Annotated in this window: 14 protein-coding genes; 9 read left to right on the top strand and 5 right to left on the bottom strand. The window is 70.3% G+C overall.

What is annotated here, in order from left to right:
* Positions 1-350 precede the first annotated feature (350 nt).
* The 4 genes from OQ02_RS38175 to OQ02_RS38160 all read right to left on the bottom strand — a co-directional run bounded on the left by OQ02_RS38175 (position 351) and on the right by OQ02_RS38160 (position 5,283).
* Positions 351-1,748 (bottom strand): endo-1,4-beta-xylanase, encoded by a 1,398-nt coding sequence (locus OQ02_RS38175; RefSeq protein WP_231500424.1) that lies wholly within the window; start codon positions 1,746-1,748, stop codon positions 351-353.
* Between the two features lie 475 nt (positions 1,749-2,223).
* Positions 2,224-3,090 (bottom strand): carbohydrate ABC transporter permease, encoded by an 867-nt coding sequence (locus OQ02_RS38170; RefSeq protein ID WP_051773380.1) that lies wholly within the window; start codon positions 3,088-3,090, stop codon positions 2,224-2,226.
* The gene (locus OQ02_RS38165) at positions 3,087-3,929 is read right to left on the bottom strand and encodes a carbohydrate ABC transporter permease (RefSeq protein ID WP_033443553.1); all 843 of its coding nucleotides are present in this window, start codon (positions 3,927-3,929) and stop codon (positions 3,087-3,089) included. The genes OQ02_RS38170 and OQ02_RS38165 overlap by 4 nt, the downstream gene beginning before the upstream one ends.
* A 7-nt stretch (positions 3,930-3,936) precedes the next feature.
* Complete coding sequence (locus OQ02_RS38160) at positions 3,937-5,283, bottom strand: ABC transporter substrate-binding protein (RefSeq protein WP_033443571.1); 1,347 nt, start codon at positions 5,281-5,283, stop codon at positions 3,937-3,939.
* Between the two features lie 99 nt (positions 5,284-5,382).
* Here OQ02_RS38160 and OQ02_RS38155 point away from each other — a divergent pair, with 99 nt between their 5' ends.
* The 9 genes from OQ02_RS38155 to OQ02_RS38115 all read left to right on the top strand — a co-directional run bounded on the left by OQ02_RS38155 (position 5,383) and on the right by OQ02_RS38115 (position 17,546).
* The gene (locus OQ02_RS38155) at positions 5,383-6,453 is read left to right on the top strand and encodes a LacI family DNA-binding transcriptional regulator (RefSeq protein ID WP_197043687.1); all 1,071 of its coding nucleotides are present in this window, start codon (positions 5,383-5,385) and stop codon (positions 6,451-6,453) included.
* A gap of 583 nt (positions 6,454-7,036) precedes the next feature.
* Positions 7,037-8,686 carry a glycoside hydrolase family 27 protein gene (locus tag OQ02_RS38150; protein ID WP_033443569.1) on the top strand — a complete coding sequence of 550 codons (1,650 nt, stop codon included), beginning with the start codon at positions 7,037-7,039 and terminating at the stop codon, positions 8,684-8,686.
* Positions 8,687-8,737: 51 nt separating this feature from the next.
* Complete coding sequence (locus OQ02_RS38145; protein WP_033443552.1) at positions 8,738-10,120, top strand: glycoside hydrolase family 43 protein; 1,383 nt, start codon at positions 8,738-8,740, stop codon at positions 10,118-10,120.
* Between the two features lie 269 nt (positions 10,121-10,389).
* The gene (locus OQ02_RS38140) at positions 10,390-11,661 is read left to right on the top strand and encodes an ABC transporter substrate-binding protein (RefSeq protein ID WP_033443551.1); all 1,272 of its coding nucleotides are present in this window, start codon (positions 10,390-10,392) and stop codon (positions 11,659-11,661) included.
* Entirely contained in the window at positions 11,658-12,617 is a 960-nt protein-coding gene (locus OQ02_RS38135; RefSeq protein ID WP_081916245.1) for a carbohydrate ABC transporter permease, read from the top strand. The genes OQ02_RS38140 and OQ02_RS38135 overlap by 4 nt, the downstream gene beginning before the upstream one ends.
* On the top strand, positions 12,614-13,462 hold the full coding sequence (locus tag OQ02_RS38130) for a carbohydrate ABC transporter permease (RefSeq protein WP_033443550.1): 849 nt from the start codon (positions 12,614-12,616) through the stop codon (positions 13,460-13,462). The genes OQ02_RS38135 and OQ02_RS38130 overlap by 4 nt, the downstream gene beginning before the upstream one ends.
* A gap of 24 nt (positions 13,463-13,486) precedes the next feature.
* The gene (locus OQ02_RS38125; protein WP_051773370.1) at positions 13,487-15,076 is read left to right on the top strand and encodes a glycoside hydrolase family 43 protein; all 1,590 of its coding nucleotides are present in this window, start codon (positions 13,487-13,489) and stop codon (positions 15,074-15,076) included.
* A 17-nt stretch (positions 15,077-15,093) separates the two neighbouring features.
* Positions 15,094-16,398: a glycoside hydrolase family 27 protein gene (locus OQ02_RS38120; protein ID WP_051773368.1), complete on the top strand. Its 1,305-nt coding sequence runs from the start codon at positions 15,094-15,096 to the stop codon at positions 16,396-16,398.
* Between the two features lie 23 nt (positions 16,399-16,421).
* Positions 16,422-17,546 carry a ricin-type beta-trefoil lectin domain protein gene (locus tag OQ02_RS38115; RefSeq protein WP_033443549.1) on the top strand — a complete coding sequence of 375 codons (1,125 nt, stop codon included), beginning with the start codon at positions 16,422-16,424 and terminating at the stop codon, positions 17,544-17,546.
* A gap of 78 nt (positions 17,547-17,624) precedes the next feature.
* Here OQ02_RS38115 and OQ02_RS38110 read toward each other — a convergent pair whose 3' ends face one another.
* Positions 17,625-18,596 carry a PaaX family transcriptional regulator gene (locus OQ02_RS38110; RefSeq protein WP_033443548.1) on the bottom strand — a complete coding sequence of 324 codons (972 nt, stop codon included), beginning with the start codon at positions 18,594-18,596 and terminating at the stop codon, positions 17,625-17,627.
* Positions 18,597-18,671: the final 75 nt, after the last annotated feature.

The raw sequence follows: 18,671 nt of genomic DNA, 5'->3' as shown, positions 1-18,671 counted from the left end.
CTGGGTGATCCGCGCGCCGTCGTTCATGGCGAGGTTGTAGACGTCCAACGCCTTGCCGCTGTTGCGGTTCACCAGCACGTACCACGCGTTGGTGTCGACCGTGGCGGCTGAGGCTGTCGTGGAGCCGAGCACGACCGTCACGCCGCCGATGAGGACTGCCACGACCGCAGTGGCTACCGAAGCCCATCGCCGGCGCAGCCTCGACAGGCGGCCGGGTGCGGCCGGTGGTCGGGGTAACGGGGAATGCCTTGTCCCGTCCATGATTCGCACTCTTTCTTCGGTGAGAGGAGGACGGCACCCCGCCTCCTTCCGGAAACGGGGTGCCGCAGGAGGAGAGCGGTGGACGTGCGTCAGCCGACGCGGAGGAGCTGCCACTGCTGGTTGGCGCCGCCCCAGTCGCTGTACTGGACGACGTTGGCGCCGTCGGTGGTCGCCGCGCCCTGCACCTCGACCGCCTTGCCGCTGTTGCGGTTGATCAGGCGGATGTAGCCGCTCGCGTCGACGACGCGGAACTGCTGGTTGGTGCCGTTGCCGTCGGCCCACTGCACGATGCTGGCGCCGTCGGAGGTGGAGAAGTTGTAGACGTCGAGCACCTTGCCCGACAGTCGGGACTTCACGCGGTAGTAGCCGCCGCCGGAGTCGACGAACTGCCACTGCTGCTGGTTGCCGTCGTTGCGGGTCCACTGCGTGATCCGCGCGCCGTCGTTGGTGGCCAGGTTGTAGACGTCCAACGCCTTGCCGCTGTTGCGGTTCACCAGCACGTACCACGCGGTCGGGTCGATGATCCCCGGCTGGCCGGAACCCTCGTTGAGGGCGTTGAGCACGGCGGTGTAGGCGGCCTTCTTGTTGCCCGAGCCGTCGAACAGCAGCGGCGACGCGTCGGGGTAGCGCCAGGAGTCGGTGTCGCGGATGCCCCACACGGTGATGCCGGTGCAGCGTGCGACGGCCAGGCAGGCCTGGGTGACCTTGCGGTAGTTGTCGGCCTGCTGGGTGCCGGAGCCGGCGATGTCGAGCTCGGTGATCTGCACGTCGACGCCGAGCGCCGCGAAGCGCTGGATCGTGGTCGGGTAGTCGCCGGGGATGCTCGTGCCGAAGTGGGACTGGAGGCCGACGCAGTCGATGGGCACGCCGCGGGCCTTGAAGTCCTGCACCATCCGGTAGACGCCCTGGGTCTTGGCGGCCGACCAGCTGTCGATGTTGTAGTCGTTGTAGCAGAGCTTCGCGCCCGGGTCGGCCGAGCGGGCGGTGCGGAAGGCGACCTCGATCCAGTCGTTGCCGGTGCGCTGGAGGTTGGAGTCGCGGCGACCGCCGCTGCCGCCGTCGGCGAACGCCTCGTTCACCACGTCCCAGGTGAAGACCTTGCCGCGGTAGTAGGCGGCGACCTTGGAGACGTGGTTCACCAGCGCGGAGCGCAGCGCGGAACCCTCCATGCGCTGCATCCAGCCGGGCTGCTGCGCGTGCCACGCCAGCGTGTGGCCGCGCACCTTCATGCCGCGGCTGAGGGCGTGGTTGACGATCCGGTCGCCGTTGGTGAACGTGAACTGGCCCTGGTTGGGCTCCGTCGCGTCCATCTTCATCTCGTTCTCGGCGGTGACGCTGTTGAACTCGCGGTTCAGGATCGTCGTGTACGTGCTGTCGCCGAGCCTCCCGGCCGCGACGGCGGCGCCGAAGTACCGGCCCTTCTCCGCCGCCGAGGCGCCCAGCGTGGTGCCGGCCAGGGCCTGGCCGGTGAACGCCGCCGTCATCATGGTGGCGACGAGGCCGGCGACGAGCAGCAACGCCGTTGTTCTCGGTCGACGCGCAGACGTCGGCCGAATGACCGCTCGTGTCGAATGATTCATCACGTTTCCTTCGGATCGGAACACCGCGTGTCTTGGCTTCCGCGCGGTGGCAGGGGCACTCGTCGACGCCCGCAGCACGTGACCGATACGACGCCGCCGCTATTGTTAGCGTTAACAACTCGGCGGACGGGCATCCTTTCCGACAATCGAATGACAGGGGGCGCGGTGGGCATCGTCACGGGCGCGCGTAGTGCCTATCAGACTGTGAACGATGGCACACAGCCGGTCAAGGCGTAACGCAAAAGTTTCGTAGAAGGGGGGCTCGGCGGACTCGGTCACCACGGTGAATGCCGCTGGAACCGCTAAAGTTAGCGCAAACAGTTTTAGCTCCGAAGGCCATGACGCGCAATTGCCGCAATGGCTACCGTGCCGAGTGGCGGAGCTAATTGCCCGGACCGCTGGCATCCCGCTCGAAGCGCCCGCTCGGCACGCGCGCCGCCGCCCGCGTCAAGTCCGTGGACAAGCGGCGGTGCGCCAGTGCGAACACCACCAGCAGCGGCGTGACGAGCAGCAGCGACCCGGCGCACAGCAGGGGCACGTCGGTGCCCCACCGCCCCTGGAACGCTCCGAGAGCGCCCGCCGCCGTGCGTCGCGCGGGGTCGTCGACCAGCGTGATCGCCAGCAGGAAGTGGTTCCACGTCCAGGCGAACAGCAGGATCGCCAGCGACGTCGTCGCGGGTCGGGCCAAGGGCAGGTGCACCCGCCGGAACGCCTGCCACGGCCCCGCGCCGTCCAGTCGGGCGCTGTCCGACAACTCGGGCGGCAGCCCGGCGAAGTGCGCCCGCAGCCAGAGCACCGCGAACGGCAGGTGCACGGCCGTCAGCGCCGTCACCAGACCCCACCGGGTGTCGAGCAGGCCGAGGTCCCGCACCTGGTGGTAGAGCGGCGTGACGATGGCCTCCAGCGGCAGCGCCAGTCCCACCGCGAACAGCCCGAACACCGCCCGGTGGCCGGTGAACCGCAGGTGCCCGAGCGCGTAGGCCGCCGGCGCGGCCAGGGCCAGGGTCAGCGGGACGACCCCGAACCCGATCAGCGCGCTCGACGCCAGCAGGTCGGCCACCTGCGCCGAGCGGAACGCCGTCGCGAAGTTCGACCAGTGCGGCTCCCGGGGCCAGGTCAGGCCCGTCGGGTAGGTCCCCGGAGGGTGCAGCGCGGTCACGAAGAGGTCGGCGAACGGCACGAGCGTCACGACGACCAGCGCGAGCACCACCAGCCTGCCTGCGGCCCGCTCCCACGGCCCGGTGGTCACCGCGTCCACCGCAGCACGGGCGCCACCACCGCCACGACCAGCGCCACGAGGACGACCGCCAGCGCCGACGCGAGACCCACCTCCCGCTGCGCGAACGCCAGGGAGAACACCTCGAGGCCCGGCACCGACGTGGCGTTGCCTGGCCCGCCCTGCGTCGTGACGTAGACGACGTCGAAACTCGCCAGCGCCGCGATCACCGTCACGGTCACGCACACGCCCAGCTCACGGCGCACGCCGGGCAGCAACACCCCGCGGAACTCCTGCCAGGGGCCCGCGCCGTCCAGCCGCGCCGCCTCGTACAGCGCCGGGTCGATCCGTTCCGCTCCCACCAGCAACAACGTGGTGCACAGGCCGAGCAGCGCCCACGCTCCGATCAACCCCACCGCCGCCAGCGCCGTGGACGAGTCGCCCAGCCACGCGCGGGCCACACCACCCAACCCCACCGCGTCCAGCAGCCGGTTCACCGCACCCGTGGACGACAGCAGCAGGCTCCACGCGATGCCCGCCGCGGCAAGCGGCACGGCTTGGGGGAGGAGCAGCACCGCCCGCACCGACCGGCCCCTCGGAGCGCGCCGGATCACCGCGGCGGCCGACAGGCCCAACGCCACCGGCCCACCGGTGAAGAACACGACCAGCACCAGGGCGTGACCGATGGTCCCGTACAGGTCGGGGTCCGTGAGCACCGCGCGGTAGTTGTCCCACCCGACCCAGGTGGACGGGCCGACCCCGTCCCACCGGTACAGCGAGTACCGGACCGTCGCCGCCAACGGCCGCAGCACGAACACCGAGTACACCGCGAGCGCCGGCAGCACGAACACCCAGCCGACCAGCCGCGACACGGCGTCCTCACCCGCCGATCTGGGCGGTGTAGTCGGCCTGCACCCGGCGCAGCAGGTCTTCCGGTGCCCGCTCGCCCGCCGCCAGTTCCTGGAGACCCGGCGACCAGCTCTCGGCCAGGATGGCGCCGGTCGCGTTGGCGATGAAGTCCATGCCCGTGCCGTCCGCGGCGACCCGGGACGCGGCGGCGATCGTGGCGGCCGTGACCGAGCCCGGTTCCACCGGGGGCCGGTCGGCGTCGCCCGGACCCAGGGGGAGCGCACCGCCCACCCGCACCGTGATCCCGCGCGCCGTCGGATCGGTGACCGCCCAGTTCAGGAAGAACGCGGCGCAGTCGGGGTGCGCGGCGCGGGCCGGGATGGCGAAGGTCGGCGGTGCGGACATCGCGGCCCGCCGGTCGCCCGCCCGCAGCGGCGGCACGAGGAAGAAGCCGACCCGGCCCGGCAGCCGCCGGTCGAGCGCGCCGGACTCCCAGTCGCCGTCGACCATGAACAACGCCCGGCCGGAGGCGAACCGGTCGACCATCCGCGCGTAGTCGGTGGCGTTGAGGTCGGCGTCGAAGTACCCGGCGCGCAGCCACCGCTGGAGGTGCCGCACGGCCTCGGTGCCCGCCGCCGTGTCGATCGTCGCCCCGGGCTCCTGGAAGATCCAGCTGTCGATCGCCTCCGGGGAACCGTAGGCGGCCATGAGGCTTTGCAAGGGGAACGCGAGACCTGCCGCCGCTCCGGCGTTGAACCCGGCGAGGGGCGTGATGCCCGCGTCCTTCGCCCGCGCGAGGGCGTCGTCGAACTCGGCCAGCGTGGCGGGTTCCCGGAACCCGATCCGCTCGGCCAGGTCCTTGTTGTAGAACACCCCGGTCACGCTCGCGGAGAACCCCATCGCGTACAGCGGGCCCTCGCCGCGCGGTCGTCCACCAGGGCCGACCCGCATCTGCCGCAGCTGGGCCGCCGGCCAGTCGTCCCAGCCGAACCACGCGGCGTAGCCGTCGAGGTCGCGCAGCAGGCCGTCGGCCGCCAGGTCGGACACCTGGGGCAGTCGCGCCAGGTCGGGCGGGTTGTCGGCCAGCAGGCGGGGTGCGTTCTGCGCCAGCACCGCGAACTGCTCCTCGCGCACGTCCCACGTCACGTTCGGGTGCTGCCGGGTGAATTCGTCGGTGAGGGCCTTCGCCAGGGGGAACCCGGCCTCGAAGCGGGCCCGCAGCACCACCGGTCCGGTGCCGCAGTCCGGTTCGACCACCGCGGTCGCCGACGTGACCGCGGGGTGGTCGCCGCCCGGGGCCGAGCAGCCGACCACGATCGCCGACACCAGTGCGGCGGCGACGATCGCGTGTGGACCGGGTCTTCTGAGGCGGGGCAACGGCATCTCCCTCGGCCGAGCTAAATCGTGTTAGCCTCCCGGAGTTTCGAGATGGCCCGATCAGGTGTCAAGCACGCGAGTGTCCCTTGAGGACGGAGGATGGCCTTGGGGCGACGACGCATCACGCTGGCCGACGTGGCCAGGGCGACCGGTGTCTCGACCAGCACGGTGTCCCTCGTGCTGTCCGGTCGTGGCAAGGACCTGCGCATCTCCGACGAGGTGCAGCGGCGGGTGCGCTCGACCGCGCAGGAGCTGGGGTACCGGCGCAACACCCTGTCGGTCGGCCTGCGCACGGGGCGCACCCGGACGATCGGGTTCGTGTCCGACACCGTGGCGTCCTCGCTGCTGGCCGGGAACATGATCAAAGGCGCGATGGAGGCCGCCCACCAGCGCGGCTTCATGCTGTTCATCGGTGAGAGCGGCGGCGATCCCGACGTCGAGCGCGCCCTGATCGAGGCGATGCACGACCGCCAGGTGGACGGCATCATCTTCGCCGCGATGTACACCCGGAAGGTCGTCGTGCCCGAGGGCCTGGACCAGGGCCCGGCGGTCCTCCTCAACGCCCTGCCGGCGGCGTACTCGTCCGTGCCGGCCGTGCTGCCCGACGAGGTGGAGGCCGGTCGCGCCGCCGCGCGGATCATCGTCGAAGCGGGCCACCGCGAGGGCGTCCACCTGGTCGGCGCCGGTCCGGGGCTCGAGGACGTCCCCCCGAACAGCATCGCCGCCCGGGAACGGCTGATCGGCATGTGCCAGGTGTTCGGCACCGCGGGCGTCGAGGTGGTGAGCGCGCACCAGTGCCCGAAGTGGATGCCGGAGAACGGGTACGAGACCACCCGCGAGATCCTGCGCCACCACCGCCCGAAGGTCCTGGTCTGCTTGAACGACCGACTGGCCTTCGGCGCCTACCAGGCGCTCGCCGCCGCCGCGCTGTCCGTGCCGGACGACGTCTCCGTGATCTCCTTCGACGACCACCCGATCGCCTCCTGGGTGCGACCCCGTCTCACCACCATCGCCCTCCCGCACCACGAACTCGGCGTGAAGGCGGTGGAGGTGCTTTTCGCGGCGTCGGAGCGGCGCGTGCGGGCCAAAACCGCTCCGGTCGTGCATCGCGTCCCCATGTCCGTCCTGCACGGCGAGTCGGTCAAGCTCCTGCGCACGCCGTCGCGGTAGGCCTGCCACGGGAGCATTGTTCACGCTCACAAGCCGAGCCCACGATGAGGTGCCGTTCAATGGGCTGAACGGAGCAATTCTCGGACCCATGGCACCTAACCGCCCTCTAACTGCTGTTACTCGACCAGGTCGAACGCGTCGAACGCCGCCTTCCGGGAATGATCGCTAAAGTTAACGCTCACAAGTTTAGCTTTGACCGCGCTGTCGGGACGTAGTTGTATGGGTTTGACCATCAAGGCCGCTCCGCTTCAGGCGTGATCCCGCCTCGCCGAGCGCCACCGCGACCGCCGTCGACGATGACGTGGGGGACTCCGATGCGACGAATCCGAGCGGCACCGATCACCACCGCGGCCCGCCGGCGACCCGCTCCCGGACGCGCACGCCGTCGTCGAGATGGCGCGTCGGCCGTCGGTCGCTCCCGCTGAACGCGGCACCGTTGCCCCGCACCACCCTCCTCTCGCCACTGTCCAGCGGCGCCACCCGGCTGCCGGGCGGTCGACGCACGCCCGTCGAGTCCTGCTCCCGCGCGTCCTGTTACCCGCCACCAGGCCGTGACCCCTTGTCCCAGCGGAAAGAGGCCATGATGCACACCCGTATCCGAGGACGCCTCCTCCACCTCGCCATGGCCGCGGTCGCGGCGCTGGGCGTGGTCACCGCGGCTCCCGGTGCCGACCCCGTCGCCCAGGCCGCGCCCGGCAGCCCGGCGTTGACCCCGCCGATGGGCTGGAACAGCTGGAACAGCTTCGGCTGCGGCATCACCGAGGGGCAGGTCCGGCAGGCCGCGGACGCGATGGTCTCCTCCGGCATGCGCGACGCCGGCTACCAGTACGTGGTGGTGGACGACTGCTGGTTCGACCCGAACCGCGACAGCGCGGGCAACCTGCTGGCGCACCCGACGAAGTTCCCCAGCGGCATGAAGGCGCTCGGCGACTACATCCACGCCCGCGGCCTGAAGTTCGGCATCTACCAGGCGCCCAACGAGAAGACCTGCGCCCAGGGCGTCGGCACGCACCCCGGTGCGACGGGCAGCAAGGGCCACGAGGTGCAGGACGCCCGGTCGTTCGCCTCGTGGGGCGTGGACTACCTGAAGTACGACTGGTGCTCGGGCAGCGGCACCCGTGACGAGCAGATCGCCCGGTTCACCATCATGCGCGACGCCCTGCGCGCCACCGGACGCCCGATCGTCTACAGCATCAACTCCAACAGCTTCCACGCGCCGACCGGCGACAAGTACGACTGGGGCGAGGTCGCCGACCTCTGGCGGACCACGGAAGACCTGCTGGACATCTGGCAGAACGGCAACACCAACAGCTACCCGATGGGTGTCGGCAACGTCCTCGACGTCACCGCGCCGCTGGCGGCGCAGACCGGTCCGGGCAACTGGAACGACCCCGACATGCTCGTCGTCGGACGACCCGGCCTGACCCTCACCGAGTCCCGCACGCACTTCGCCCTGTGGGCGCTGATGGCGTCACCCCTCATGGCGGGCAACGACATCCGCTCCATGTCGGCCGACATCAGCGCCACCCTGCGCAACCCGCGGCTGATCGCGGTGAACCAGGACCGGCTCGGCGCGGGCGGGCGGCGCGTGCGCGACGACGGCAACGCCGAGGTCTTCGCGAAGACCCTGTCGGACGGCTCGGTGGCCGTCGGCCTGATCAACCGGGGCGGCTCGACCGCCACCATCTCCACCACGGCCGCGCAGGTCGGCCTGACCGGCAGCTCGTTCACCCTGACCGACCTGTGGTCCGGCGCCACGTCCGGCAGCAGCGGCCAGATCTCGGCGAGCGTCCCGGCGCACGGCTCGGCCGTCTACCGGGTGTCCGGCGGCACGCCGTCGGCCGCCACGACCTCGCGCCTGCGCGGCACCGGCTCGGGACGCTGCGTCGACGTGGACAACGCCTCGACCGCCTCGGGCTCGGCCACCCTCATCTGGGATTGCCACACCGCGGCCAACCAGCTGTGGACCACGTGGGCGAACGGTGAGATCCGGGTCTTCGGCGACAAGTGCCTCGACGCCTACAACCAGGGCACCGCCAACGGCACCCGCGTGATCATCTGGCCGTGCAACGGCCAGGACAACCAGAGGTGGACCCTCGCGGCCGACGGTTCCGTGCGCAACGCCCGCGCCGGGCTCTGCCTGGACGTCAACCAGGCGGCCACCGCGAACGGGTCCACCTTGATCCTCTGGACCTGCAACGGGCAGAACAACCAGAAGTGGACCCGGGCCTAGCGGAAACCGCGCGCCCCGATACCGACCGACGTTCCTCCCGGAGGTGTTCCCATGAGATCAGCGCTGGTGTCCCCGGCGTTCCCGCGACGCGCGGGCGCCCTGCTCGCGGCGATCGTCTGCGCGTTGGCGCTGACGCCCGCGATGGCCAAGGCGGACAACCCGATCGTGCAGCACATCTACACCGCCGACCCGGCTCCGCTGGTCCACAACGGACGCGTCTACCTCTACACCGGACACGACGAGGACGCCTCGACGTGGTTCACGATGAAGGAGTGGCGCGTCTGGTCCTCCGACGACATGGTGAACTGGACCGACCACGGGTCACCGATGAGCGTGGCCACGTTCTCCTGGGCGAAGCAGGACGCCTGGGCCGGGCAGGCGATCCAGCGCAACGGCAAGTTCTACTGGTACGTGCCGGTGGTCAACCGGGCGACCGGTCGCATGGCCATCGGTGTGGGCGTCGCCGACAGCCCCACCGGACCGTTCCGCGACGCCATCGGCCGCCCGCTGGTGGAGAACGGCGAGATCGACCCGACCGTCTTCATCGACGACAACGGCCAGGCCTACCTGTACTGGGGCAACCCGAACCTGTGGTACGTGCGGCTCAACGCCGACATGACCTCGTTCTCGGGCAGCCCCACCCAGATCCCGCTCACCACGGCCGGTTTCGGCACCCGCACCGGTGACGCCGCCCGGCCCACCCTCTACGAGGAAGGTCCCTGGGTCTACAAGCGCAACGGCCTGTACTACAACGTGTTCGCGGCCAAGTGCTGCTCGGAGTTCATCGCCTACTCGACCGCGCCCAGCCCCACCGGGCCGTGGACCTACCGCGGCACCGTCATGCCCACCCAGGGCGGCAGCTTCACCAACCACGCGGGCATCGTGGACTTCAAGGGCAGTTCGTACTTCTTCTACCACAACGGCGCCCTTCCCGGCGGTGGTGGCTTCACCCGCTCCGTGGCGGTGGAGAAGTTCTCCTACAACGCCGACGGCACCATCCCGACCATCAACATGACCACGGGCGGCGCACCGCAGGCGGGCACGCTCAACCCGTTCGTCCGCCAGGAGGCCGAGACGATCGCCTGGGGTTCGGGCATCGAGACCGAACCGTCGTCCGAGGGCGGGATGAACATCGGCTGGATCGAGAACGGGGACAACGTCAAGGTGAAGGGCGTCGCGTTCGGCGGGGGCGCGAGGTCGTTCAGCGCTCGGGTCGCCTCGGCCGCCGCCGGCGGCACCGTCGAGGTACGGCTGGACAGCCCGAGCGGTTCGGTGGTGGGTCGCTGCGGTGTCTCCGGCACCGGCGGCTGGCAGAACTGGGCCACCGTCTCCTGCCCGATCAGCGGCGCGACCGGCACCCGGGACCTCTACCTGCGGTTCACCGGTGGCAGCGGCTACCTGTTCAACGTGAACTGGTGGCAGTTCACCGCCTAGGAGGCTTTGATAGTTCGCGTTAACAAAGTGGATGGCAAGTGTCCACTCAGGGCACTTGCCACCCACCGCATGCCGAGTGGTGGCAAGGCTTCTTGACGACGGTTGTGACACGGCTTACTGTCGTGATCGCTAACAATCGGAGTTGAGGCCGAAACTTTCGTACGCGCGTGCGGCAGGCGCTCGACCCGGTGCACACAGAATTGCCGTCCGGCGGTGGTCAACTGCCCGGTGGTGATGCCGCCTGTTCTCGCACACCTTGGAGAAGCGTCGTGAAACTCCGCTTGCCCCTGTTCGCCGCCGCCACGGCCCTGGCCCTCGTCACTGCCTGCACCCCCGGGACCGGGGGCGGCGGAGGTGGGGAAGGGGACGGCAAGTCGTTCGAGTTCTGGTCGTTCTCCGCCATCAACCAGAAGCTGACCGTCGACGCGTACCAGGCGAAGCACCCGGACATCCAGATCAAGCTGACCGAGGTCGGCACCTCGACCGAGACCGCCCAGTCGTTGACGACCGCGCTGGCCGGCGGGAAGGTGCCGGACCTGGTGCTGATCCAGGGCGACAACCTGCCGCAGTTCGTGGAGCAGCCGCAGAACTTCGTCGACCTGCGGACCCTGGGCGCCGACGACGTCAAGGGCGACTACCTGGACTGGGTGTGGGAGCAGAGCGTCGCCAAGGACGGCGAGGTGCTGGGCGTGCCCACCGACGTCGGCGGCATGGCGGTGGCCTACCGGACCGACCTCTTCGCCGCGGCCGGGCTGCCCACGGACAGAGAGTCGGTGAGCGCCCTGTGGCCGACGTGGGACGCGTTCATCGAGACCGGTAAGCGCTACAAGCAGGCCACCGGCAAGGCGTTCACCGACAACGCGGCGACCAGCGTGTTCTACCAGGCGGTCAACCAGGTCTCCGAGAAGTACTACAGCGCCGACCGCAAGCTGGTCTACAGCACCAACCCACAGGTGAAGACGGCGTTCGAGCTCGGCATCAAGGCGGCCACCGCCGGGATCACCGCCGGGCAGTCCTCGTTCGAGAGCGCGTGGAGCGCCGGCATGGCGCAGGGCCAGTACGCCGCGGTGTCCGCGCCGTCGTGGATGCTCAACTCGATCCGCAGCACCGCGCCCGACACCAAGGGCAAGTGGGACATCGCCAAGATCCCCGGCAGCGGCGGCAACTGGGGCGGCAGCTACCTCGCGATCCCGAAGCGCGCGAAGAACCCGCAGGCCGCCTGGAACTACATCAAGGAGATGCAGTCACCCGCGGGTCAGCTGGAGCACTTCACCCGCGTCGGCGCACTGCCCTCCACCCCCTCGGTCTACAAGGACGCCAAGCTCACCGACGCGAAGGACTCGTTCTTCTCCGACGCGCCGACCGGCAAGATCTACACGGACTCGCTGCTGGCCCTGAAGCCGTTCTACATCGGCCCTGACAGCGCGGCCATCGGCCAGGAATTCCTCAACGCGATCACCAACGTCGAGCAGAGCGGTGGCAACCCCGCCACGGCCTGGGACGACGCGGTGCGCAACATCAAGACCGCCATCGGCGAGTGACGACTGTGACCGCCACGCTCACCCCAGCCCCCACGGCCGCTCTGCCGCCCCCCGCCGCTCCGAAGGCGCGGGGGCTGGGTGAGCGCCTGGCGCCGTACGCCTACATCGCCCCGTTCTTCGTCATCTTCGGGGTGTTCGGGCTGTTCCCGTTCGCGTTCACGTTCTACGTGGCGCTGTTCGACTGGAACCCCATCGGGGACCAGGTGTTCATCGGGGTGGACAACTTCACCCGGATGTTCGGCGACCCGCGGTTCTGGAACGCCACCGGCAACACCCTGAGCATCTGGGTGCTGTCGACCGTTCCACAACTGCTGCTGGCCCTGGTGCTGGCGCACGTGCTCAACCACGCGCGGCTGCGGTTCGCGCTGTTCTTCCGCATGGCGGTGCTCGTCCCGTACATCACGTCGGTGGCGGCCACCGCGATCGTCTTCGTGCAGCTGTTCGACCGGGATTACGGGCTGCTCAACTGGTTGCTCGGACTGGTCGGCGTGGAACCGGTCGACTTCGTCCAGTCGACCTGGGGCAGCCACGTGCTCATCGCGACGATGGTGACCTGGCGGTGGTTCGGCTACACCACCCTGCTCTACCTCGCCTCGCTGCAAGCCGTGCCCCGGTCGGTGTTCGAGGCGGCGGCGATCGACGGCGCCGGCTCGTGGCAGCGGTTCCGCCACATCACCATCCCGTCCCTGCGGCCAGTGATCATCTTCACCGTGGTCACCTCCACCATCGGCGGCCTCCAGATCTTCACCGAACCGCTGCTGATCGCCTCGGGCGCGCCGCTGACCTGCGGCGCGGTGCGGCAGTGCCAGACGTTGACGCTGTTCCTCTACGAGCAGGGCTTCGGGCAGTTCGAGTTCGGCTACGGCTCGGCGATCGGGGTGGCGCTGTTCGTGATGGTCGTGGCGATCGCGGCGATCAACTACCTGCTGTCCACCCGGATCAAGGCGGACCGATGACGACCACCGCGCCCCGCCACCGGCCCATCGACCGGGTCCGCTGGTGGACCTACCTGCTGCTGTCGGTGGCCACCGCCGCGTGCCTGTTCCCGCTGTACTGGATGTTCATCGTCGCCACGAGCGACACCGCGACCGCGACGGAGATGCCGCCCGAGGTCGTGCCCGGCGACAACTTCTTCCACCTCGCGGGCCTGGTCCTGGACACGGTGCCGTTCGTGCAGTCGCTGCTCAACAGCCTGGCCGTGGCCACGACGATCGGCGTCGGTCAGGCGGTGCTGTGCTCGCTGGCCGGGTTCGCCTTCGCCAAGCTGCGCTTCCGGGGCCGCAACGTCCTGTTCCTGGTCGTGGTGCTCACCATGACGGTGCCGACGCAGCTGTCGGTCATCCCGCAGTACCTGATCATGTCCGAGCTGGGCTGGGTCGACACGCTCCAGGCGCTGATCGTGCCGGGGCTGGCCAGCGCGTTCGGCATCTTCTGGATGCGCCAGCACATCAGCGCCACCATCAGCGACGAGCTGATGCAGGCGGCCCGCATCGACGGTGCGAGCACCGGGCAGGTGTTCTGGCGCATCGCGTTCCCGATCGTGCGGCCGGCGGCGTTCGTGCTGGGCCTGTTCGGGTTCGTCACGGCCTGGAACGACTTCCTGTGGCCGTTCATCGTGCTCAAGTCACCGGAGCGCTACACCGCCCAGATCGCCATCAAGGCGCTCCAGAACAGCTACGACGTCGACCTCGGCCTGGCCATGTCCGGCTCGTTCCTGGCCACGATCCCGCTGGTCGTCCTGTTCGTCATCGTCGGCCGACGCATGGTCGCCGGAATCCTCGACGGCGCCTTCAAGGGCTGAAGCCCGCGCACAGCAAGGGAAAACATGACTCCACCGAAGCCCGAGGCGTCGTTCTACGACAACCCGGTGATCCCCGGCTTCCACCCGGACCCCAGCGTGTGCCGGGTCGGCGAGGACTACTACCTGGTGTGCTCCAGCTTCGAGTACTTCCCGGGCGTGCCGATCTTCCACAGCCGGGACCTGGTGCACTGGAGGCAGATCGGCAACGTCCTGGACCGACCCGGGCAACTGCCGCTTCCGGCCGACGCGATGGCCTCCGACGGCATCTACGCGCCCACGATCCGGCACCACGACGGCCGGTTCTGGATGATCACCACGAACGTCTCGCACGGCGGCAACTTCGTCGTCACCGCCGAGCGGCCCGAAGGCCCCTGGTCGGACCCGGTGTGGCTCGACCTGCCCGGCATCGACCCCGACCTGGCGTGGGACGACGACGGCAACTGCTGGTGCGCCTTCGCCGGTGCCCACGGGCCGAGCTTCTCCGGCGTGCAGATCGCCCGCGTCGACCCCGACGCCGGGAAGGTGCTGGAAGGGCCGTTCCCCGCGTGGGCCGGTACGGGGCTGCAGTGGCCGGAGGCGCCCCACCTGTACCGGATCGGGGAGTGGTGGTACCTGATGATCGCGGAGGGTGGCACCGAACGCGGCCACACCGTCGCGATGGCCAGGGCGCGGTCACCGCGCGGCCCGTGGGAGCCGGCGCCGGTCAACCCGGTCCTGTCGCACCGGAGCACGAACCACCCGATCCAGAGCACCGGCCACGCCGACCTCGTCACCACCCCTGAGGGCGAGTGGTGGATGGTCCTGCTGGCCACCCGCCCGCTCGGGTACAGCCCGAAGTTCCACGTCCTGGGCCGGGAGACGTTCCTGACCCCCGTGCGGTGGGAGGACGGCTGGCCCCGCGTCGGTCCGGTGAACGTGCGGGAACGGGCGCCGGGTGGCTCGCAGCCGGTGGAGGCGTTGCCGCAGCGCGACGACTTCGACGCGCCGGAGCTCGAACCCCGGTGGATCTCGCCGAGGTCGCGGCCGGAGGGCTCCTGGTCGCTGACCGAACGGCCGGGCTGGCTGGCCCTGCACGCCGCCGGCGCCACGCTGGACCGGCCGGGCGTCACGTTCGTCGGCCGACGCCAGTCACACCCCGAGAGCCGGACCGCGGTCCTCGTGGACCCCAGTGCCGGCCGTGCCGGCCTGTCGGTGCGGATGGACGAGGGGCACCACTACGACTTGGAGGTGGCCGACGGCCAGGTCGGCGTCATCGCGCGCATCGGACCGCTGCGCCAGGTCACGGCCACGCGTGCCGTGCCGCCGGGGCCGGTGACGCTCGTGATCACCACCCGGTCGGCCCGGAGGTGGCCGGAGGGGGAGCAGGAGCCGTCGGGCCTGCACGTCGCCGCGCCCGACTACGTCGCCTTCCACGTCGGCGACGACCCGGAACCGCTGGCCGAGCTGGACGGCAGGTACCTGTCCACGGAGGTCGCCACCGGCTTCACCGGCCGGGTGATCGGCATGTACGCCACCGAGGGGACCGCGTGGTTCGACTGGTTCGAGCACGGTCCCCTGGAAGAGCACGGCTCCCTCGAAGAGCACGGCTCCCGGGCAGAGCAGGCGCGGCCCTGACCTCGGAGGAGCAGGCGTTGGAGTGGGACGACGGGGTCGCCACGACCCCACCGCTGGGGTGGAACAGCTATGACTCGTTCAACTGGAACGTGACCGAGGAGCAGGTCAAGGCCAACGCCGACTACATGCGCGACAACCTCAGGCAGCACGGCTGGCGGTACGTCGTCGTCGACTGGGCGTGGTACTACCCGGGGCAGGGCACCGGGAGCCCGAACCAGGACGCCGACTTCCAGCCCAGGCTGCGCACGGACGAGGGCGGCCTGCTGTGGCCCGACACCACCCGGTTCCCCTCCGCGGTGGGCGCCAACGGCTTCAAGCCGCTGGCGGACTACGTCCACGCCGCCGGGTTGCAGTTCGGCCTGCACCTGATGCGCGGCATCCCGCGCCAGGTGGTCGCGGACGACCTCCCGGTGCCGGGCGCGAACTGCGGTGCGAGGGAGATCGCGAACAGCACCACCGCGGCGTGGCTCAACCTGAACCAGGGCCTGGACATGACCAACCCGTGCGCCCAGGCCTACCTCGACGCCCAGTTCGACCTGCTCGCCTCGTGGGGCGTGGACTACGTCAAGGTCGACGACATCGCCGCGCCGACGTACCACCAGGCCGAGGTCGAGGGGTACAGGCTGGCCATCCGGCGCAGCGGCCGGCCGATGGTGCTCAGCCTCTCGCCCGGTCCGACGTCGACCGACAACGGCGCGCACGTCGCGGACAACGCCACCATGTGGCGGGTCGTCAACGACCTGTGGGACGACTGGTCCTCTTTGGACGCCCTGTTCGAGCGGCTGCACGCGTGGACGCCGCACCGGCGGCCCGGCGCGTGGCCCGACCCGGACATGATCCCGATAGGACGGTTGTCCCAGCAGGGACCGTTCGGCCCGCCGCGCTACTCCGACCTGACCCCGGACGAGCAGCGCACGCTGATGACCCTGTGGTCGATCACCCGCTCACCGCTGATGTGGGGCGGTGACCTGACTCGGAACCGGGAGTCCGAGCTGGCGCTGATGACCAACGCCGCCGTGCTGGCGGTCGACCAGCACAGCCTCGACAACCGGCAGCTCTTCGGCGGCACGCACACCGCGTGGACCGCGGACGTGCCCGGCAGCCCGGACAAGTACCTCGCGCTGTTCAACCGCGGCAACGGCGACGCCACGGTGTCGGCGTCGTTGGCCGACCTCGGGATCGGCTCCGCCACCGTGGTCGATTTGTGGTCGGGAGCGAACCTCGGCACGGTGAGCGGCACGTTGTCGCGCTCGCTACCCGCGCACGGCTCCGGCCTCTACCGGCTCACCCCTCAGGCCACCGCGCCCGGTGACCAGAGGTAACCGACTCGACCCCAGGAGAACTCATGCGACAACGCTTACGACGACTCGCCGCCTGCGCCGCGGCCCTGATCACCGCCGGGTTGGTCACGCCGGCGCTGTTGCCTGCCGGTCCGGCCGTCGCGGAGTCCAACGGTGGGGTGCGGGTGATGCCGCTGGGTGATTCGATCACCGAGGGGACGCAGGTGCCGGGTGGTTACCGGATCGGGTTGTGGCAGCGGTTCGGGGCGGGCAACTACCGGGTGGACTTCGTCGGCTCGCAGTTCAACGGTCCCGGTTCGCTCGGTGACCACGACCACCAGGGTCATCCGGGGTGGCGGATCGACCAGATCGACGCGAACGTCGCGACCTGGCTGCGGAACACGACGCCGCGCACGGTGCTGCTGCACATCGGCACCAACGACATCCTGCAGAACTACAACGTGGCCAACGCGCCGGCCCGCCTGTCGGCGCTGGTCGACCGCATCACCGCGACCGTGCCGAACGCCGACGTGTTCGTCGCGACGATCATCCCGCTGGCCAACTCCGGGCAGAACACCGCGGCCCGCAACTTCAACGCCACCATCCCCGGCATGGTGCAGGCCAAGGTGAACGCGGGCAAGCGGGTGCGCATGGTGGACATGCACGCCGCGTTGACCACGTCCGACCTGATCGACGGCGTGCACCCGACCGCGACCGGCTACGACAAGATGGCCGCGACCTGGTACGCCGCACTGCGCTCGGTGCCCGGCAGCATCGGCGACCCGGTCGCCTCGCAGGGCAGGCAGGTCGTCGGCGTGCCCTCGGGGCGTTGCCTCGACGTGCCGGGCGCGACGACGACCAACGGCACGCAGTTGCAGCTGTGGGACTGCCACGGCCAGTCGAACCAGACGTGGACGCACAACTCGTCCAAACAGCTGGTCGTCTACGGCAGCAAGTGCCTCGACGCCTACGGCCGGGGCACGGCCAACGGCACCCAGGTGGTGATCTGGGACTGCCACGGCGACACCAACCAGCAGTGGAACGTCAACGCCAACGGCACCATCACCAACGTGCTGTCCGGTCTGTGCCTCGACCCGTACAACCTGGGCACCGGCAACGGCACCAAGCTCGTCCTGTGGTCCTGCACCGGGCAGGCCAACCAGCAGTGGACGTTGCGCACCCCGGCCTGACCGGGAGGACCGGACCCCCGCCGACCCGTTGCGCACGGGTCGGCGGGGGTCCGGCTTTTCACCACGTCGTGGACGCCGTCACGGCTCGGCGGTGGCCTCGCAGGAGCCGAGGAGACCGCTGAGCAGGTCGGAGACGGCGTGGGCCTGGACGTCGGTGAGCGGGTCGGCGGTGAACCGGCGCGCGACGGTCCGCACGTGGTCCTGGGCCGGACCGGCGAGACCGTCGTAGACGGCGGTGAACAGGTCTCGGGCCCGTGCCCGCGGCCATCCCGGCGGGAGCAACCGGAGCGGCAGGCCCGGGTCGAGGATGGGCAGGCGGCGGTAGGTGTCCATCACCTCGGTGCGGGCGCGGACCGCTTCGACACCGGTGATCCGGGCGCTGCGGATGCCGGGCAGCAAGGGGCTCCAGCGCCGGATGAACGCCTCGTAGTGGCCGGCGATGGCGGTCGTGTCCCAGGCGTCGAGCGGGTTGCGGCCGGTGGTGGCGCCGAGGTCGACGTGGCGGGCGCGGAAGACGGTCATGGTGCCGAAGGCGAGGCCGGTCAGCTGTGCCCTCGCCTTGTGGGTGATGTCGTGGGGGGAGATCCACAGGCCGTCGTAGAGGGGCGCGCAACCGAACCAGCGCAACATGCTGCGGAGTTCCCGCCGCCGGGCGACCTCGTCCTGCGGCAGTGAGAAGGCGATCAGCGTCCACCGCTGGTCCCAGGGCTCCTCGTCGGCGGCGGCGGAGGCGATGAACCGGCCTCCGGCGGCCAGGTTGAGGCAGGCGGCCGTGGTGAGCCGGTAGGCGCTGTTGCGCCCCTGCCTGCTGCCTTCGAGGACGCCGCGGCGGGCGAGCCTGCTGATCGTGGTGCGGGCACCGGCTTGGCTGACGCCCGCCTCGGCGAGCAGGGCCACGATCGCCGCCGACGGCAGCCACGCCCGGCCGCGCAGGGTGTAGTCGGCCAGCAGGGTCACGGTGAGGCTTTGGGGCGAGTTGCCGGACTGCCGGCGCGGAAGCCGGGCCGCGTCGTCCGGGAAGATCTCCGCGATGTCGTACGGGCTGGTCACAGCAGCTCCGGCGGTGGCTCAGGGGCAGTTGCCGCCGACTGTAACCGGCCGCGGGTGGAGCAGTCCGGCCGGTCG

Origin of the sequence: Saccharothrix sp. NRRL B-16314 (assembly GCF_000716595.1) — a bacterium.
Taxonomy (GTDB): domain Bacteria; phylum Actinomycetota; class Actinomycetes; order Mycobacteriales; family Pseudonocardiaceae; genus Actinosynnema.
This window is presented reverse-complemented; position numbering and strand designations above follow the sequence as displayed.